Source organism: Nostoc sp. 'Peltigera membranacea cyanobiont' 232, assembly GCF_002245985.1.
Lineage (GTDB): Bacteria > Cyanobacteriota > Cyanobacteriia > Cyanobacteriales > Nostocaceae > Nostoc.
This window is the reverse complement of sequence record NZ_NOLK01000016.1, coordinates 67,266-85,002: the sequence shown is the minus strand read 5'-3', so window position 1 is coordinate 85,002 and position 17,737 is coordinate 67,266. Positions and strand designations below refer to the sequence as shown.

The following is a 17,737-nucleotide window of genomic DNA, read 5'->3' as shown; positions in this document are numbered from 1 at the left end:
GAAGAAACAGTAGATAGAAGATAGAAGTTGTTCTTCTTGTCCCAGTCCCCAATCCCTAATCCCCAGTACCCAATCCCTAATCTTTAGTAGTAATTACCTACTTTGCGATGGCGGACGGCTGTGAGTCCATCGTTTTTGGAGACACGACCTTCTTGGACGGTGCAGTATAAAATCCAGTGGTCGCTGCATTCCATGCTGCTCTGTATTTCACATTCCATGTATGCCAGAGCATCAGTTAGAATCGGAGAACCGTTTTTCGCGGTTTGAGTTTTCACTCCTGCAAAGCGGTCAGCACCAGGATGCAAGCGCTTGAGAAAGTGTTTTTTGAGTTCTTGATAGTTGCCTTCTTCCAAAACGTTGAGGACGAAGCGATCGCCTACTTGCATTAAGGAATCAATGGCGCGGTCTTTAGCAACGGCAATTGTTAATCCTAATGGTTGCAAACTCGCTTGCGTTACCCAGGATGCCAGCATTGCACTTGAGACATTTTCTTTTTTAGTAGTGACTATATATAGTCCACTACTAATGCGACCCAACGCCTTTTCCATGTTGACATCAAGGGACTTGATGTGCTTGATGTTGCGATCGCGCACTAGCAATTGTCCCAAGTCTTTACCCGCTTCTTCACACAACTGGAATGTGGATGCGCTGGGAACTTCTCTAATCCGAATAGCTGGGAAGGCTTCTTTGATGCCAGAGTCGAGAAATTTTCTGCGGAGTGTATCAATGGGTTCATCATCCCCACCGTAACATTCAAACAGCCCAACCAGTTGCTTGTTCTTGGCAACAGCTAACACCGAACTGATACTAGCTTGGGCGGCGGCGCTTGTAGTCGGAGGCATACCAATAATGATGCTAGCTGCTCTACCGGCTAGTTCTTGGATTTCTTGGCTCTGGGCAGTACTTAGATCCAGGACTTCTACCCCAACCCCAGTTTTCAGTATACCTTCGGCAATTGCATGACCAAGGCGCTCGCTATAGCCGTAATCTGAGACAAAAAATAAGCCAACTGTGGTTTCTGCCTTGGCTTGTTTTTGGCTCCAATTTTCGTAGCACCCGGTTAGAACATCTAGATGGTGGTATAATAAAGGCCCGTGACCGTTGGCGATAATATTAATCTTCCCTAGTTCGCTCATCCGCTTCATGGCATTCACCAAAGAACGAGCGTTAGGGCCCATCAAACAGTCGTAGTAAAATCTAAAGTCAGCTTCGATCGCTTCTAAATCTTCGTCAAAGGTGCGATCGTCACAAAAGTGCATCCCAAAAGCATCACAGGTGTAGAGAATTTGGGTTTTGCGGTCAAAGCTAAAGATTGTATCCGGCCAGTGCAGGTTGGGCGCACTCACGAATTCTATTTCGTGTCCTTTGCCGATATCTATGCGATCGCCAGTTTTCACAACCCGCTTAGAAAAAGGATCGTGTACTAAGCCTTCCAAAAACTGAAGCGCAACTTTTGAGGCTAAGACGGTGGCTCTAGGAGCCAACTGGAGGACATCTTCTACTAAGCCGCTATGATCTGGCTCTGTGTGACTAACAATTATGTAATCAATTGTTTTGGGGTTAACAAGACCTTTGAGAGTCTCTAAATACAGATCGCGAAACTTCTGGTGAGAAGTATCAATCAAAACTGTTTGTTCACCCCTAATTAGATATGAATTGTAGGTTGTGCCGTTTTGCAGTCCGAATTCGATATCGAAGCGATCGCGATCCCAATCAAGAGAGCGAATCGCCGTTGTGTTAGGGGCAATTTCTACAGTTTGTATAGTTAGCCGATGTTGAACGTTCTCTGCGATCGCTACCATTATTCGTCTCCGAGCGCAAATTGTCAGGTTTTTCTTCTGCCCCCATTGTCTCTATTATTTTTTATTTAAGTTGTAATGAATATCAGTTTTTGAAGAATTTAACTTGTATCAATTAATGCTTTTTCTTAGCAAAAAGTATGACTAAAAAATCTACTTGATATTAATTTATCTAAAAAAATATACTGAGTATTTAATTTTGCGAATTATCTCAGTTTCTCATAAATTAAAAATATCATGTTCCTTATAATCTTTGACAATAAAAACCGAAAAAATAAAGATGTCATCACATATCTAAGAATACTATTACTATATATAACCCATCTCTGATTTTTGGAAAAACTCAGTACAACTAAAAAAGCTTTATCTACCCTTGCCTCTTGGATATTGCCTAACTATACAAGTAAGTTAGTAAATTAAAATTAACTTTTTGAGAATGACGTATTAATGCTCAATAAATATCAGGATTTATACATAAACTCTGTAATTATGGTGCAATATAATTGTCTTTAGCAAATAGATTAGAAGTTAGTTTTTGAAGACGCTATCTCATAAGTAAGTAGGAAAGTTGGGAAAGGTGGGAAAAGTAGGAAAAGTAGGAAAATTAACAAAATTAACAAAATAAGTTCTATCTCTAACAGGTATTGAATATATTTTTATCTCAACTAAGAATCTTGTTACGTAAAATATAAACTTTATGTAAAGTTGATAAAATAGATATTTCTTGTAGATAATTAAGAAAAACTTCCAGAGATTAGTTTAATAAAAAGGAACTAGGCTTATATATGTATGTTTTTCTGCTCATTCAAATGGAAACTCTCGCAAAAATAATTTTTAAAGTTTCGGTAAATCACCGTAAACATACGAATAATCTAATAATTTTAGTGATACAGTCCTTTATTATCGACTTTAGACACTAATTAGGATAAAGCCAACAAATTCTTCTTGTTATGGCTAGCAGCTATAGCTTCTATCTCTCAGTCCAATTTGCCTATACAGGCTAATGGTGTTCTTTTTAATGTGCCTAACTTTTTATAAAATTCCATTGTCGATGATAAATTGCAAATTTTGATATCTCTCTAAAGCCGATACTTATTACGTAACATCATTTTAGATGCTGGCATCCTTAATATTTATAGTTCAATTTTAAGAGCGTGCTATTAAATACGTAATTTATTAAGTATATAGGCGTGAATAGACATAAGAAAAAATAGCAAAAATTAATTGTGCAAAAGGTTATTAATTATGGGATGCCGATTAAAGGTCTTTCTAACTGAGCAAGAAAAGCTAACCTTAGAAGAGTTAAGAAAAGCCAAAGATGCTCCTCAACGTACTAAGGATCGCGCTCAAGTCTTATTGCTAAATAATCGTGGGTTAAAAAACGAGCAAATTGCTAAAGGCTTGAACTGGGCAATTTCCACAGTACGTCAAACCCTTCATCGTTGGGAAAAGATGGGTTTAGCTGGTCTGTGGGATGCTCCTGGTCGAGGTGGAAAACCTCGATATTCAGAATCAGATTTGGTTTATCTAGAAAATTGTTTAGCTCAAGAGTCGCAGACTTATAACTCTAAACAATTAGCAAAAAAACTGGCATCTGAACGTCAAGTAAGCTTGAGTGCAGATCGGTTACGACGGGTACTTAAGCAAAGGGGAAGAAGGTTTGGAAGCGCACACAAACAACCCCAGGAACAGAATACTTAGTAGTCTGTCAAGCTAGTAATGAAAAGTTTGTAGTAAGCCACTAAGCGTAGTCCTGACTACGAACTTTCTTACCCCAGATCAACGATAATTCGATCTAATTAGTGTACCTCATAACTTCAATAACTGCTGTATTGGCATATAGCTAGCTTTTGAGGAGAGGTACACAAACTCACTATCCGCTTTTTTGGTCAGAATATCCAACTGAATTCTGACTCCTGAATCCTGAATTCTGTTTAATAAAACAAAATCCACCTAAACATTAAAATGTTTGGTGGACTTGTTATTTATTCTTAGTGGATCCGAGCAGAGTCGAACTGCTGTCCAAATTGGGTATTGACCCCCCGCTCATTCACAGGTTTAGCCTTTCTGACCCTCAAGGCGGGAATCGTTCATTATCCCGAACGTAGGATGCTCTGATTTAATCTTAGCTAGCAAGCCAACCAGAGAACGCTTACTAGAGCATCCGTTGGGGTTTGGTCTTCAGTCCTTAACGGAGTCAAACTAAAGACGCTCGAACCTATAAGAGGTGTTTAGGCAGCTACTAGAGCATCCTTACGAGCAAAGCTAACGATGTTATTCGCATTTACTTTTTGTTTGAGCCTTTGATTTCCGAGAGGAGACTCACTCTCGACCTGAATCACAGAGCAGCGTTCGCCAACCTGTCGAAACCGTGACGGACCCATGCGCTTCATAGTTCAATTATAATACGCAATTTGGAAATTCGTAATTCGTAATTCGTAATTCGTAATTCGTAATTCGTAATTCGTAATTATCAAAGTTTGGATATATGGCTCCAATTACTCAAAATAGCCAATTGCTAATTTTAAAACCATTAGCAATTGGCTATTTACCACGATCCACAACAAGTATTTTTCTAAGTTAGTGCTTCAGCACCACCTACAACCTCAAGGAGTTCTTGGGTGATTGCAGCTTGTCGAGCTTTGTTGTAAGACAGTGTGAGGCTATTAATCAATTCACCTGCATTTTCACTGGCATTACTCATGGCTGTCATCCGCGCTGCTAGTTCACTAGCTGCCGATTCTTGCAATGCCCGCAATAGCTGGTTACTCAAATACAGGGGCAACAGAGAATCGAGGATCTGTACTGGATCTTGCTCGAAAATCATGTCAGGAGCCAACGGGCGGACTTCCTTAGTCACTTTTTCCCGTTCGACTTCAAATTTACCGCCACGGGTTGTCAAGCTGAAGATTTCATCATCGCCTGCTTCTAGTCCTTGCGGATCGAGTGGCAGTAGGGTTTGGATCGCAGGACGTGAACTAACCAAGGAAAGGAATCTGGTGTAGATTAATTCGATGCGGTCAACTTCTTCCGAAAGGAACAAGGAAAGTAGTTGATCGGCAATTTGATTGGCTTCGGCTGCGGTGGGAATTTGCTCTAGGCCGCTGTAGGTAGCATCAATGGGCTGATCGCGGCGTTGAAAGTATTGTGTTGCTTTGCGTCCGACTAGCACGAATTGATAGTTTAAACCTTCTGCCTTGATTTCTTTGGCGCGGTTTTCTGCACGACGGATAACGTTATTATTATAGCCGCCGCATAAACCGCGATCGCCTGAAATTACTAACAGCCCGACTGACTTAACTTGCCGTTTTTTCAGCAGTGGGAGGTTTGCTTCTTCAAAGCGCAGACGGCTTTGCAAACCATATAATACTTGTGCCAAGCGATCGGCAAAGGGACGAGTCGCTAGCACTTGTTCTTGGGCCCGACGGACTCTAGCCGCAGCTACGAGACGCATGGCTTCTGTGATTTTTTTGGTGTTTTTGACCGACTGGATGCGATCGCGTATTGCTTTTAGATTGGCCATATTTTTTTCCTTAGTAGTTAGTCATTTGTCCTCTCTTACAAAGTTCTGATCGGAGGAAACCTCCGCTCAGACTTTGCGCTTTGTCATTAGTCAGTAGTCATTAGTTCTGTACCAATGACCAATGAGCAATGACTAATGACTAATTACGCTGTAGCTTTGAAGGTCTTCTTGTATTCGGTAAGCGCTTCCTTCAAGGCTGCTTCTTCTGCGTCACCTAATGCTTTAGATGCTTGTACTCCTTGGGCATATTTACCAGCCTTTAAGGACTCCCGCAGACCTTGGGTAAAGGTGGTGACTTTATCTACAGGTACATCATCTAAATAACCATTAATACCTGCATACAAAATTGCCACTTGTTCATATACTGAAAGTGGCGAATTTTGTGGCTGCTTGAGGAGTTCGCGTAACCGTTGACCCCGTGCCAACTGGTCTTGAGTGGCTTTATCTAAGTCAGAAGCAAATTGCGCGAAGGCTTGCAAGTCGTCAAATTGGGCTAATTCCAATTTAATTTTACCGGCAACTTTTTTCATTGCCTTGGTTTGAGCCGCAGATCCCACGCGGGATACTGAAATACCAGGGTTTACAGCCGGACGGATACCAGCGTTAAACAAGTCAGAAGACAGGAATATCTGACCATCGGTAATAGAAATTACGTTGGTGGGGATATATGCTGAAACGTCACCAGCTTGGGTTTCGATGATTGGTAGGGCGGTCATGCTGCCTTTACCTAATTCGTCACTCAGTTTTGCGGCTCTTTCTAGCAAACGAGAGTGGATGTAGAATACATCTCCAGGGTAAGCTTCGCGTCCTGGTGGACGACGTAGCAATAGGGACATTTGGCGATAAGCTTGGGCTTGCTTGGAAAGATCGTCGTAAATTACCAGGGTAGCTTTGCCTTTGTACATAAAGTACTCGGCAATAGTTGCGCCTGTGTAAGGGGCTAGGTATTGTAGGGTTGCTGGTTCACTGGCGCTAGCAAAGACAACGACGGTGTAATCCATCGCGCCTTTTTCTTGCAATGTCTGCACCACGTTAGCAACTGTGGAAGCCTTTTGACCGATCGCAACGTAGACACAAACTACATCTTCTGATTTTTGGTTGATGATGGTGTCGATGGCGATCGCAGTTTTACCGGTTTGGCGATCGCCAATAATCAATTCCCGTTGACCGCGACCGATAGGAATCATTGAGTCAATAGCTGTAATACCCGTTTGCATGGGTTCGTGTACAGACCGCCGAGCAATGATACCGGGTGCTGGAGATTCAATCAAACGGCTTTCTGAGGATTTGATTTCTCCTTTACCATCGATGGGAAGACCCAAAGCGTTTACAACTCGTCCAATTAAGGCTTCTCCTACGGGTACTTGAGCAATTCTACCAGTAGCGGTTACAGAACTACCTTCTTGAATTTCCAGCCCTTCACCCATAAGCACCGCGCCTACGTTGTCTTCTTCTAAGTTCTGGGCGATGCCAATTGTGCCATCTTCAAATTCTAAGAGTTCCCCAGACATAGCCTTTTCTAGACCATAAATCCGGGCAATACCGTCACCAACTTGGAGAACGGTACCAACGTTAGCAACTTTGACCTCTTGATCGTATTGCTCGATTTGTTGTTGGATAATGCTACTAATTTCGTCAGGTCTAATTGATATGCTCATGTGTCTATTTTGTTTGCTTTCGAGACGGAAGTAAAAGGGATTAGGGATTAGGGACTGGGGATTAGGGATTAGGGATGGAAAAAATTTATGACTATAATCTTTTTCCTAGTCCCCAGTACCCAGCCCCCAGTCCCCAGTCCCAATTTTCTAGCTATTAGTTAAGCGCAATGAAAGGCGACGCAATTGACCCCGGATACTGGCATCAATTACCTGCGAACCTACTTTAATAATCACACCACCAATTAACTCACTGTCTACCTTGGTTTCTAGTTCTACCTGGCGAGCATTAGTTATAGCAATCACTTTTTCTGTGATTGCCTGCTGTTGAGCTTCTGTGAGGGGAACGGCTGAAATTACTTCCGCTAATACGGTTTGATTCAGCTGCCGCAACAGCGCCAGATATTGTTGAAAAATCGATTCCAAGAATGCAATGCGGCGTTTGTCTACTAGCACTAACAAAAAGTTACGTAAGTAGGGGTTAGCGCCTTCACCGAGTATTTGTTTGATGAGAGCTTTTTTGTTCTCAGACTGAATAAACGGGTTGCTGAAGAAGTTGTGTAGCTGTTTGTCTGCCCGGAGTAGTCCTAGAAAAGTCCGTGCATCTTCTCCGAACTCTTCTGTCAAATTTTTCGATTGCGCTATTGACAAAAGCGCCTGTGCATAAGGCTGGGCGACTTCGGCTGCGGCTATTTGACTTGTCATACATTGCCTCCCAGTTGTGCGATGCTGCGATCGATTAAACCTTGTTGAGCATCGTCGGCAATCCCGCCTTTAAGTTGTGATTCGACTTTTTGCAATGCTAGTGTAGCAACTCTCTGCCGTAGTTGAGCGATCGCTCGCTCGGTTTCGGTGTTTAAATCTGCTGCTGCCGTTTGTTTCAAGCGTTCTACGTCTTGCGCTGCCTTCGCTAACAAGGCTTCTTTCGATTTTTGGGCGTTTTCTACGGCTGATTGGCGGATACGTTCTGCTTCTGCCTGAGATTGCTTTAACTGCTCTTGCGCTTGGGAAAGAGCAGTCTTTGCCTCTTTTAAGCGCCCTTCTGCTTCCTGAATGGCGGTGGCAATATTGGATTGTCGCTCGTTCAGGATATTGCTTAAAACCTTACGTCCGAAGTAGAATAGTATGCCAATCAGAATCGCTAGATTAATCAGATTGGTTTCAAAAATGTCTAAGTTTAGACCGAAACCACCTTCTGCTGCGCCTTCTGCTAATTCAGAGTGAACAGCGTTCGCTTCTGCGGCAAGTAATAAGAATGTCCCCATGATACCCATTTACAAGTGCGCTGCTCGCTTGCTAATACGTTGTATTTTCCCAAGGGAAGGAAATTTAAGTATCTTTCCCCAGAAGGGAAAAAGTGCCTTTTTTTGACACTTAATTAAGCGCTCTGGACTAGGGGCCAGTTGCGCGTATGCTTTACACAGAACCAATCTAGTTAGCTTATCTAACTGGAGTTGGCCCCAATAGTTTTTCTAGAATCTGCCTACTTAGAGCATCAACTTGTTGCTCTAAGGTGCTAAAGGCTGCTTGCTTTTGTTGTTCGATTTCAACAGAAGCTTGTTCTCGTTGAGACTGAGCTTCTTTTTGGGCTTCAGCGATTTTTTCGGCAGTAATTTTCTTAGCTTCAAGTTGAGCGGCTTCTACGGTAGCTTGCGATTGTCTGCGAGCGTCTGCGAGTTGCTGCTCATATTCGGTAGCCAAGCGCTCGGCTTTAGCCAAGCTCTCCCGCGCCTCAAGGGTATTAGTTCGGATATAATTATCGCGATCGTCTAGTACCTTGGTCAGTGGCTTATAGAAAATTGCATTCAACAAAGCTGCTAATAGCAGGAATTGCAATGCCATGAAGGGCAAGGTAGCATCGAAATCAAACATTTGTCTCCTCTTTGGCTGGAGTAGCAGTTTTCATGGCTAGCAACGTCATCCAACCTTTCATATTTTAGAGACCCATAGCCAACAAGGGTCAACGGAACATTAAAACTATTAAGATACCCAAAATATTTTGATTGTAGAGGCGTGATAATTCACGTCTCCACACTCACAAAATTTTCAGGTCTTATGCGAAGGGGTTAGCAAACAGCAATACCAAGGCAATTACTAGACCATAGATAGTCAAGGATTCCATGAATGCCAAGGTTAATAGCAGAGTACCGCGAATTTTTCCTTCTGCTTCAGGTTGACGAGCAATACCTTCTACTGCTTGTCCAGCAGCGTTTCCTTGACCGATACCAGGGCCAATTGCAGCTAAACCAATCGCTAAAGCAGCAGCGAGAACTGAAGCAGCCTGAACTAATGGATCCATGTTGATTTTCCTTGCTTTGATTACAAAACTAACAGACATTACGTTAACGATTAGAAACGTGGTTTTCACGCTGCACTCGCTTCTTTGAAATCGCGCTTTGCGATGTTTTGAGCGAATATGCTCTTCTTGACTGTGCTATCAACTGAGAAGTTTAATGCTCCTCATGCTCTTCTCCACCATGTCCCTCCATTGCCTCATGAATGTATGCTCCGGCGAGGGTGGCGAAAACCAGGGCTTGAATGGCACTGGTAAATAAACCCAAGGCCATTACAGGCAGAGGTACAAACAGAGGAACTAGCAGCACCAAAACCGCAACTACCAATTCATCCGCCAAAATATTACCAAATAGCCGGAAGCTTAGGGAGAGGGGTTTGGTGAAATCTTCAAGAATTGCGATCGGCAACAAAATGGGTGTTGGCTCTATATATTTCTTAAAGTAGCCTAAACCCCGCTTGCTAAAACCTGCGTAAAAGTACGCCAAGGAAGTTAGCAGTGCCAACGCAACAGTCGTATTGATGTCGTTGGTGGGAGCCGCCAATTCACCCGAAGGTAGCTTGATGAGCTTCCAGGGAATTAGCGCCCCTGACCAGTTCGATACGAAAATAAACAAGAACAATGTGCCAATAAATGGCACCCAAGGGCGGTACTCTTTCTCACCAAGTTGGTTTTTGGCCAGATCGCGAATAAATTCTAGGGCGTATTCCATCAAGTTCTGGATGCCCTGGGGAATTCTTTGTGCGTTGCGAGTAGCAGCTATTGAAGCCACTACTAGAATACTAATCACAAACCATGAGGTGAGAAAAACTTGCCCATGAATTTTAAGATTGCCCAACTGCCAGTAGAAATGATGACCTACTTCTAATTCGGCGAGGGGAAAAGAATTAAAGGCGTTTAAGACACTAAGCATTTGCATTCTTCAAGCATTTTCCCCAACGAGCGAGGATGGGATTACTATCTTTGTGAGCCTGACTTTTTAAGAATCAGGAATGAACGCAATTTGCACCATATAGACGAGGAGCGTGGCTTTGTAAGTTAGAAATCCCAAAAATATGGGCAAAATCTGTAGCTCACGCCATTGAGTTGCTACGATCATGACTCCAAGAAATAGAGCAAAACGAGTTTTGCTCAAACTGGTTTTTTCACTACCAAGTTGCTCAACGTCTCTAGCCAACATTTTTAAGTAAACCACACCTGTACACGCCCCAATTAAATAATTTAGGGCAATGTTTAAGGAATAAAAAATCCACACAGAGATAAAAATAACCCCCGTCAAGACAAGCGTGATTGCCAACAATCGCTGGAAGAGTTCATGAAACTCTTGCATAGAGTTACCTGATTCTGTGTCTCCAGAACCAGTTTTAGCATCTTGTTGCGTTGTCGGAGTGGGCGCAATTGATTCGTCTGACAAGCTCACGAGACTTGAAACCAGTACAGCTAAATTATGATGACTGCACATTCAGTCAGATGAATCATATCACGATCCGGTAACAATACTTTAGGAAAAAACAATTAACTTCTTGTCAACCTTAGACAGTCAGTAAAATTGCGCTCCCCGAAGTAAGAGAGTGGCTGATGATGTAAGGGAGCGTGCGGATGAATAATCAATAATCGCTGCCGGAAAATTCAAATTTTCTTCCAATTACAGCTTTTTTGAGTGGATTATCCTCCTCCAAAGTCGTTACATAACATCTTGGTGTTTGAATTAAGTCGGTGTCAATAAAATCAACTGGTGCTTGAGGAGTGTATAGACGTACCGCAAATCAGAAATTGTAGAGTAGCGGCTTGTTATTAAAGATCGCACCACTGCTAAATTCCAGAAAACTCCAACTTTTAGGATGTGCAATACCCTGTTTCTTGGGTACTTTCCTAATTTACATTAATTTACCAAAAGTGGTGATGGGCGATCGCTCATCACCATGAGTATAAATTGCTTTTGTTAAGCCAGTAACAGAGTGCAGTTTAATTAAGCTGGTGTCAATAAAATCAGCTGCTGCTGAAGAAGCTTTCTTACCTCATCTAATCCCAGTTGTACACCTGTCAAAATCTCTGCAACTGTGGAATTCGCATCACATTTTTGCATAAATTCAAACTCTGGTACAGATAAATTAACAATCTGGTAATTGTAATTAAAGAAGCACTGACTAGGAAATCCTTCAATACAAGGATTAAGTTCGGGAATCGCTGCTAATAAAGCGTTGTCGTCTGACCAGTCAGCTTTGACTAAGGGAGGACGACCGAGGAAAAACTCGTAATGAGTTACTTCTGGATCTAGTAATTCTATCAAGCGATAAAGCTGGCGATCGCTCAATCCTTTTGCCCGTTCTACTAACTCCGGTGCTTTAGCCAAAAGCCTCTCTAAATCCCAGAAACTCGGATTTGAGAAACCAATAAACTCTAATCCCGAAGCATCAATTAATTCAAACAGCGTCTCAATGTTGTAGTCAATTTCTTGGGGATGAACGTACATATCGGCAAAGTGTTCATCCTTGTGGTTTTCTAATGACCAGCGCTGTTTTTCGGATTTGACAATTCGGTTATTTTCTGGTAAGGAAGCAAATATTTGTCGCCCGACTTGGACACCATCGCGGTAGTCGCCTTTTTTGTCACCTTGAATAAGTGCGATCGCTTTTTGCATGAGTTGAATTTCCCAGCGTCCCAATTCCCCATACACAAAAATGTGCATCAAGCCGCCTGGGGCTAACTTCTTCGCCAAAGCTCGAATACCGCGAATGGGATCGAGGGTATGATGCAAAACGCCAACACAGTTAATTAAATCAAACTCACCTGGTAACTGTTCCACATCAAACAAACTGAGGTGATGAAATTCAACCCGGTTAGCCCCAGAACGTTGACAACGTTCTTTTGCTACATCTAAAGCACCAGTACTGAGGTCAATTCCCACAACAGAAGCCTGGGGGTTGAGGTGAACCAAGTACTCTGTACTTACACCAGTACCGCAACCTGCATCTAAAATCCGAATATCTTGCCTTTGAGGTTTTTGACCTGTGCAGAAATTATGAGCGGCTAGCCAATTCCAGCGCCAGTTGTAGCCTGGAGGTGGTTCATCCAACAGGGCTTCCGGCGGAAAGGGGTAGGTATTGTAGAGTTTGGCAACAGCAGCACTAACAGTTTGAGAATCGGACATGATGAGGAATAACGCAGTATTTCTGAGTTTAGCGGATAGTGGCAAAGATTACTATTGCTTATTTCCTGCTACTTATCCAATAGCAAAGTCAGTAAATTCGCGTTTATAAGGAGCATGAAATCCTAATACAATATATTCTTTCGATACTCCAGCAGCGATTAATTCGTTAGCAATACCGATTTCTGTATCATCTCTTTGTATCCAATTTTTTTTGTCTTTAATATCAACATTAATGATGACTCCATAAATTCTCTTTTTCTACCTGCGTGGAAATTGCCACCAACAATGGCGTAATAATTTTTCCTTACGCATTACTCATTTAATTTGCTTCACCGATGAATGACACCAAAACTGTATGAATAAAAAATGGGTAAATCTCATCAAAGTCAACACCCTAGTGCTGGAGCAATTCTTAGTTATTTAAATGGCAGTTTATCACCAGAGGCAAAAGTTGCTGTGGCAACATTTCAAGCTTTTCAGCAAGATTTATTGGGGTACTTGAAAAAATGCAGTTCGGGTAAAGAGTTGATTGAAAGACATTTTGAGTCAGATGTTGAACTGTTTGCCGCCTACAATGTTAGTGATTGCGTGCCTTTGTTTACTGATAATGCGTATGTAAATTACAGCCTACACAATTAATCAAAGGTCGCACTGATTAGTTTGGCAATATTTGGCATTATCGATAAACTCTTGCAACTTATTCACCGGAATTATCTGAAATGATGACCCACCCTGCACCGCCGCAGTGATGTAAGCAAACTTTTGCCCGCGATAAAACTGGTCACGTCCAACTTTGGTGACATACTGAGACTTCTGGAAGTCATTAGCAATATTAGAATTATAAATATTTTGTAACAGTTTCACCGCTTTGGCATTTTTTGTGGTGAATTTGATGCTTGAGTCACCGCTAACGGTTATTCCTTCTTTAGTCACTGTCCCATTTTCAGAAGTGACATCAGCATAAAAGTATAAATTTCCTTTTGTACCACCGTAGCCGTGGGCTTCGCTGTTGTATCTCAAGGTTGGTAGTAGAGGTCTAGTTTTCGCCCACTTCACAACGGTGCTGATATTTTGTTCTGGAAGTGCATTTGCAGGAGTGACAGCTAAAATAACTGCGATCGCAGACAGAGTAACATTGAATAAATAGTTAAATTTAGAACTTTTGTGCATAGTATTTCCCCGTTAAAGAATGCTGATAGCTAAAGCTGCAACCACCAGAATTTGATAATTATTTCCAGGGTGGCGTTATTTCTTAATATTCAGTTATCAGTAGCAAAAACAACTTAACATCGGCTAATGACTACTGTCCACCGATCATTGCTGAAGGAAATTCGGTTTGAACTAAGATTTTGTAACAGTTGCAATAATCGTAAAATGGATACTGACACAAACATCAAAATAGAGGTTTTCGGCATCAGTAGACCATGCCTAGCTTATTTCTGAGTTACAAAACTTAGATTTGATCTCAGCCAAACAAGAGTATGTACTCTTAGGACTGGATGCATCTAAGCTACAGGTTCTACACACTTCTTAATAAACCAGCCTTGAGAACACAAAACGTTCTAATCTAAAAGCTAACCGGGTTAATTTACTGGCAGTTTTGCAGGCAGTACTCTCAAGCTTATAAAGCACAGAGACACCGATGTGTCAAGCCTCAAAGCGATCCAGACTTAACACATAAATGATTATGATGGGAGTTTTACAAATCCGATGAGTGTTAAGGCAAGTGGTGGAAGCTCAGTTGCGCGTCCGCAACTATATCAAACCCTAGCTGTAGCGACAATTACCCAAGCCGAACAGCAAGACCGCTTTTTAGGAAGTGGTGAACTAAATGAACTGGCAAGCTATTTTGCATCTGGTGCAAAGCGTTTAGAAATTTCTCAGACGCTGACGGATAATGCCGAGATTATTGTATCTCGCGCTGCCAACCGGATTTTTGTCGGTGGTTCGCCAATGGCTTTTTTAGAAAAGCCCAGAGAAATAGAAATAGTACCTGTTAGTGCTGGTGCTAATGTTCAGCAAGGGATGCAACTGGGAACTGTAACCTACGTTGAAAGTCGTGGTGGGTTCCTAGAAAATTTACGCTCAATATTTAACTCATCCCCCAGTGGCCCGATACCTCCAGGTTTCAGACCAATTAACATTGCTCGATATGGCCCAAGCAACATGGCCAAGAGCTTGCGGGATTTATCCTGGTTCTTGCGCTACGCTACTTATGCGATCGTTGCTGGCGACCCCAACATCATAGCGGTGAATACACGGGGTTTGCGGGAAATAATTGAAAATGCCTGCTCTGGTGAAGCAACGCTGGTAGCTTTGCAAGAAATCAAAGCTGGGTCACTTTCTTTTTTCCGCAACGATGCTGAGGCTACAGAAATTGTGTCTCAGTACATGGATGTTTTGTTAACAGAATTCAAAGCAGCCACACCTTCAAATAAAGTTCGCCAACGCCCCTCTAGCGACCAGCAAGGGTTGCAACTGCCGCAAATTTACTTTAATTCGGCAGAACGTCGTCCCAAGTTTGTGATGAAAACTGGGTTGTCAAGTAGCGAAAAAAATGAGGTAATCAAAGCGACATATCGGCAAATTTTTGAGCGCGACATTACCCGTGCTTATAGCTTGTCCATATCCGATCTAGAATCCAAGGTAAAAAATGGCGACATCTCCGTAAAGGAGTTTGTCCGTCGTCTAGCTAAATCTCCCCTTTACCAAAAACAGTTTTACCAGCCTTTTATTAACAGCCGAGTCATCGAACTAGCTTTCCGTCATATTCTGGGACGGGGGCCAAGTAGCCGCGAAGAAGTACAAAAATACTTCTCGATTATTTCTAACGGTGGTCTGGCAGCCTTAGTCGATGCCTTAGTAGATTCTGCTGAATACGGCGACTATTTTGGTGAAGAAACAGTACCCTACCTTCGGGGTCTTGGTCAAGAAGCACAAGAATGTCGCAACTGGGGCCCGCAGCAAGACCTGTTTAATTACAGTGCGCCTTTCCGCAAAATACCTCAGTTCATTACCACATTTGCAGCTTACGAACAACCACTACCAGACCAACATCCTTACGGTTCTGGTAATGACCCCTTGGAAATTCAATTCGGAGCGATTTTCCCGAAAGAAACACGTAACCCCAGTACCCGTCCGGCTCCTTTTAGCAAGGATACCAAGCGCATCCTAATTCACCAAGGGGCAGGGATTAATAACCAAAATAGTAATCCCAACGCGCGGGGTGAGGCTCCTGGGACTCTTGGCCCCAAGGTCTTCAAACTAGACCAACTGCCTGGTACCAGAGGTAAAAAGGCTGCCAAAAATTCTAGCGTCAGATTCTCCGAAAGCTCTACGCAAGCTGTAATCAAAGCTGCTTACCTGCAAGTTTTTGGTCGCGATCTTTACGAAGGTCAGCGCCCAAAGGTATTAGAAATTAAGCTGGAAAACGGCGACATCTCTATACGGGAATTTATCCGTGCTTTGGCTAAGTCGGATGTATTCCGCAATTTGTACTGGTCATCGCTCTATGTTTGTAAAGCGATCGAGTATATTCACCGCCGCTTGTTGGGTCGTCCGACTTATGGTCGTCAAGAAATCAACAAGTACTTTGATCTCGCTGCTAAACAAGGCTTTTACGCGGTGGTTGATGCCATCATTAACAGCGTAGAATACAGCGAAGCATTTGGTGAAGATACAATTCCTTACGAACGGTATCTGACTCCTGGTGGTGTATCAGGGCGACAATTGCGCGTTGGTAGCATTCGTGATGATGTTGCCGCGAAAGTCCAGAAGGAAGTAACACCGAGCTTTGTGACACTGGGTACAGTCACAGAAAACCGATCGGAACCAGATATTCAGTTCCGTATTAACCAAGGTGTTAGCAAGCAACGCGAACAAACCAAAATCTTCAAACTGGTGTCCAATACCAGTGACAAAGTTGCAGTAAAAACCTTGATTAGCGCTGCCTATCGTCAGATTTTTGAGCGGGATATTGCACCCTACATTGCCAAAAATGAGTTTACGGCGTGGGAAAGTAAGCTGGGGAATGGCGAAATCAGTGTGAAAGAATTTATTGAAGGTTTGGGTTACTCTAACCTCTACCTGAAAGAATTCTACACACCTTACCCCAACACCAAGGTGATTGAATTGGGAACCAAACACTTCTTGGGACGTGCGCCATTAGACCAAGCAGAAATCCGTAAGTATAACCAGATTCTGGCTACTCAAGGGATTCGTGCCTTTATTGGTGCTTTGGTAGATAGTGTGGAATACAACCAGGTATTTGGTGAAGATACGGTTCCTTACCGTCGCTTCCCGACCCTACCTGCGGCAAACTTCCCGAATACCGAGAAGCTTTACAACCAGCTAACCAAACAAAACGATGATGTAGTTGTACCTAGCTTTAAGCCAGTACAGCCGCGCGTCGGATCGACTACTACTCCGCTTTTAGCCCAGGCGATCGCAGATATAGCAGCCCATACAAACGGTAAGCCCTCGTTTGCTGAACTGGGTCGTTCCTACAACGATGGTAGCGGACAAACCGTAGAACAGGGTGTGCGTAAACATGCACGGATTTTCCGTCTAACAGAAAGCGCAAACCAATCCGAAACACAACAGGCAATCAACGCCATTTACTGCCAGGTATTGGATGTATTTAGCGGTGAAGTTCCTGATAATTTTCGCCGTACTGACCTAGATAGCAAACTCCAGAATGGTGAAATTTCTGTGCGCGAGTTTGTGCGCGAACTAGCTAGTTCCGAAATCTATCGTCAGCGCTTCTTGTCACCTTATCCTCATGCCAAGGTCATTGAGTTCCTCTTCCGTCACCTGTTGGGGCGTACACCCGCAACTCAGGAAGAAATTCGCCAGTGTAACCAGTTGCTAGCTGATAGTGGTTTGTCGGCTGCTGTAGAAGCAATAGTCAAAAGCCCAGAATATAGCCGCTACTTCGGTGAAGATGTTGTCCCTTACAACCGCTTCCCATCTCTGCCAGTAGGTAACTACCTTGGCAGTGTACAGGCGGCTGAGTAGGTAATAGGTTACAGGGTACAGATTATTTTCTGCGATCTTTACCCTGTAACCTTCGTAACCTTTCGTAATATCGCTCTCAGATTACAGCTAAAACAGGGAATTCTGAAAGGCAATATTACAAAGTGTTAAGAGCAGTCATAAATGCTCAACAGAATGCCGGAAAATGTTTTGCGGAAGGTAACTGAGTTTGAAAGCTTGTGTACTTGTGTGGACTCAAGCAAACTCGTAATTTATTAGCCGTAGTAGTTATCAAACTGCTGTGTCTAAAAGAACGAGAGAACAAACTCCGTAAACCAAATT

The 17,737-nt window shown here is 42.8% G+C and carries 14 protein-coding genes, 1 other RNA gene and 1 pseudogene; 3 read left to right on the top strand and 13 right to left on the bottom strand.

The annotated features are described in order from the left end of the window. Window positions 1-83: 83 nt before the first annotated feature. Entirely contained in the window at window positions 84-1,802 is a 1,719-nt protein-coding gene (locus tag CDG79_RS08075; RefSeq protein ID WP_094341673.1) for a diflavin flavoprotein, read from the bottom strand. A gap of 1,242 nt (window positions 1,803-3,044) precedes the next feature. Between CDG79_RS08075 and CDG79_RS08070 the strand changes: the two genes are divergently transcribed. Then, window positions 3,045-3,500: a helix-turn-helix domain-containing protein gene (locus CDG79_RS08070; RefSeq protein ID WP_094341672.1), complete on the top strand. Its 456-nt coding sequence runs from the start codon at window positions 3,045-3,047 to the stop codon at window positions 3,498-3,500. 291 nt (window positions 3,501-3,791) lie between these two features. Here the strand turns inward: CDG79_RS08070 and ssrA are convergent. The 11 genes from ssrA to CDG79_RS08015 form a co-directional block, all read right to left on the bottom strand. Continuing rightward, window positions 3,792-4,181: a transfer-messenger RNA gene (gene ssrA / locus CDG79_RS08065) on the bottom strand. 193 nt (window positions 4,182-4,374) lie between these two features. After that, entirely contained in the window at window positions 4,375-5,322 is a 948-nt protein-coding gene (locus CDG79_RS08060) for a F0F1 ATP synthase subunit gamma (RefSeq protein WP_094341671.1), read from the bottom strand. A gap of 143 nt (window positions 5,323-5,465) precedes the next feature. Then, a complete protein-coding gene (atpA, locus tag CDG79_RS08055) occupies window positions 5,466-6,980 on the bottom strand; it encodes a F0F1 ATP synthase subunit alpha (RefSeq protein WP_094341670.1) in 1,515 nt (504 codons plus the stop codon). A 147-nt stretch (window positions 6,981-7,127) separates the two neighbouring features. Continuing rightward, window positions 7,128-7,682: an ATP synthase F1 subunit delta gene (atpH, locus tag CDG79_RS08050; protein WP_094341669.1), complete on the bottom strand. Its 555-nt coding sequence runs from the start codon at window positions 7,680-7,682 to the stop codon at window positions 7,128-7,130. Beyond that, on the bottom strand, window positions 7,679-8,251 hold the full coding sequence (locus CDG79_RS08045) for a F0F1 ATP synthase subunit B (protein WP_094341668.1): 573 nt from the start codon (window positions 8,249-8,251) through the stop codon (window positions 7,679-7,681). The genes atpH and CDG79_RS08045 overlap by 4 nt, the downstream gene beginning before the upstream one ends. A 166-nt stretch (window positions 8,252-8,417) precedes the next feature. Continuing rightward, the gene (locus CDG79_RS08040) at window positions 8,418-8,849 is read right to left on the bottom strand and encodes a F0F1 ATP synthase subunit B' (protein WP_094328069.1); all 432 of its coding nucleotides are present in this window, start codon (window positions 8,847-8,849) and stop codon (window positions 8,418-8,420) included. A gap of 181 nt (window positions 8,850-9,030) precedes the next feature. Next, window positions 9,031-9,276, bottom strand: coding sequence for an ATP synthase F0 subunit C (gene atpE / locus CDG79_RS08035; protein WP_013192016.1), 246 nt, complete (start codon window positions 9,274-9,276; stop codon window positions 9,031-9,033). 151 nt (window positions 9,277-9,427) lie between these two features. Continuing rightward, window positions 9,428-10,189 carry a F0F1 ATP synthase subunit A gene (gene atpB / locus CDG79_RS08030; RefSeq protein WP_189524920.1) on the bottom strand — a complete coding sequence of 254 codons (762 nt, stop codon included), beginning with the start codon at window positions 10,187-10,189 and terminating at the stop codon, window positions 9,428-9,430. A 60-nt stretch (window positions 10,190-10,249) separates the two neighbouring features. Continuing rightward, window positions 10,250-10,732, bottom strand: coding sequence for an ATP synthase subunit I (locus CDG79_RS08025; RefSeq protein WP_094341667.1), 483 nt, complete (start codon window positions 10,730-10,732; stop codon window positions 10,250-10,252). A gap of 507 nt (window positions 10,733-11,239) precedes the next feature. Beyond that, window positions 11,240-12,421 (bottom strand): class I SAM-dependent methyltransferase, encoded by a 1,182-nt coding sequence (locus CDG79_RS08020; RefSeq protein WP_094341666.1) that lies wholly within the window; start codon window positions 12,419-12,421, stop codon window positions 11,240-11,242. 72 nt (window positions 12,422-12,493) lie between these two features. Beyond that, on the bottom strand, window positions 12,494-12,670 hold the full coding sequence (locus tag CDG79_RS08015; RefSeq protein WP_094341680.1) for an element excision factor XisI family protein: 177 nt from the start codon (window positions 12,668-12,670) through the stop codon (window positions 12,494-12,496). 117 nt (window positions 12,671-12,787) lie between these two features. Between CDG79_RS08015 and CDG79_RS08010 the strand changes: the two genes are divergently transcribed. Next, entirely contained in the window at window positions 12,788-13,060 is a 273-nt protein-coding gene (locus CDG79_RS08010; protein ID WP_143855444.1) for a 2-phosphosulfolactate phosphatase, read from the top strand. Here the strand turns inward: CDG79_RS08010 and CDG79_RS08005 are convergent, their stop codons facing one another. Next, window positions 13,061-13,591, bottom strand: a complete 531-nt coding sequence (locus CDG79_RS08005; protein WP_094341665.1) for a hypothetical protein — start codon at window positions 13,589-13,591, stop codon at window positions 13,061-13,063. A 540-nt stretch (window positions 13,592-14,131) separates the two neighbouring features. Between CDG79_RS08005 and CDG79_RS08000 the strand changes: the two are divergent. Then, a pseudogene (locus CDG79_RS08000) lies at window positions 14,132-17,431 on the top strand (phycobilisome rod-core linker polypeptide); the annotation flags it as partial. Window positions 17,432-17,737 lie beyond the last annotated feature (306 nt).

What these genes read in the sequence shown, in the direction of transcription:
- CDG79_RS08060 (WP_094341671.1), bottom strand. Translation starts at nt 5,322, where the DNA reads ATGGCCAATCTAAAAGCAATACGCGATCGCATCCAGTCGGTCAAAAAC.
- CDG79_RS08075 (WP_094341673.1), bottom strand. Translation starts at nt 1,802, where the DNA reads ATGGTAGCGATCGCAGAGAACGTTCAACATCGGCTAACTATACAAACT.
- atpB (WP_189524920.1), bottom strand. Translation starts at nt 10,189, where the DNA reads ATGCAAATGCTTAGTGTCTTAAACGCCTTTAATTCTTTTCCCCTCGCC.
- CDG79_RS08010 (WP_143855444.1), top strand. Translation starts at nt 12,788, where the DNA reads ATGGGTAAATCTCATCAAAGTCAACACCCTAGTGCTGGAGCAATTCTT.
- CDG79_RS08045 (WP_094341668.1), bottom strand. Translation starts at nt 8,251, where the DNA reads ATGGGTATCATGGGGACATTCTTATTACTTGCCGCAGAAGCGAACGCT.
- CDG79_RS08070 (WP_094341672.1), top strand. Translation starts at nt 3,045, where the DNA reads ATGGGATGCCGATTAAAGGTCTTTCTAACTGAGCAAGAAAAGCTAACC.
- CDG79_RS08005 (WP_094341665.1), bottom strand. Translation starts at nt 13,591, where the DNA reads ATGCACAAAAGTTCTAAATTTAACTATTTATTCAATGTTACTCTGTCT.
- CDG79_RS08020 (WP_094341666.1), bottom strand. Translation starts at nt 12,421, where the DNA reads ATGTCCGATTCTCAAACTGTTAGTGCTGCTGTTGCCAAACTCTACAAT.
- atpH (WP_094341669.1), bottom strand. Translation starts at nt 7,682, where the DNA reads ATGACAAGTCAAATAGCCGCAGCCGAAGTCGCCCAGCCTTATGCACAG.
- atpA (WP_094341670.1), bottom strand. Translation starts at nt 6,980, where the DNA reads ATGAGCATATCAATTAGACCTGACGAAATTAGTAGCATTATCCAACAA.
- atpE (WP_013192016.1), bottom strand. Translation starts at nt 9,276, where the DNA reads ATGGATCCATTAGTTCAGGCTGCTTCAGTTCTCGCTGCTGCTTTAGCG.
- CDG79_RS08040 (WP_094328069.1), bottom strand. Translation starts at nt 8,849, where the DNA reads ATGTTTGATTTCGATGCTACCTTGCCCTTCATGGCATTGCAATTCCTG.
- CDG79_RS08025 (WP_094341667.1), bottom strand. Translation starts at nt 10,732, where the DNA reads ATGTGCAGTCATCATAATTTAGCTGTACTGGTTTCAAGTCTCGTGAGC.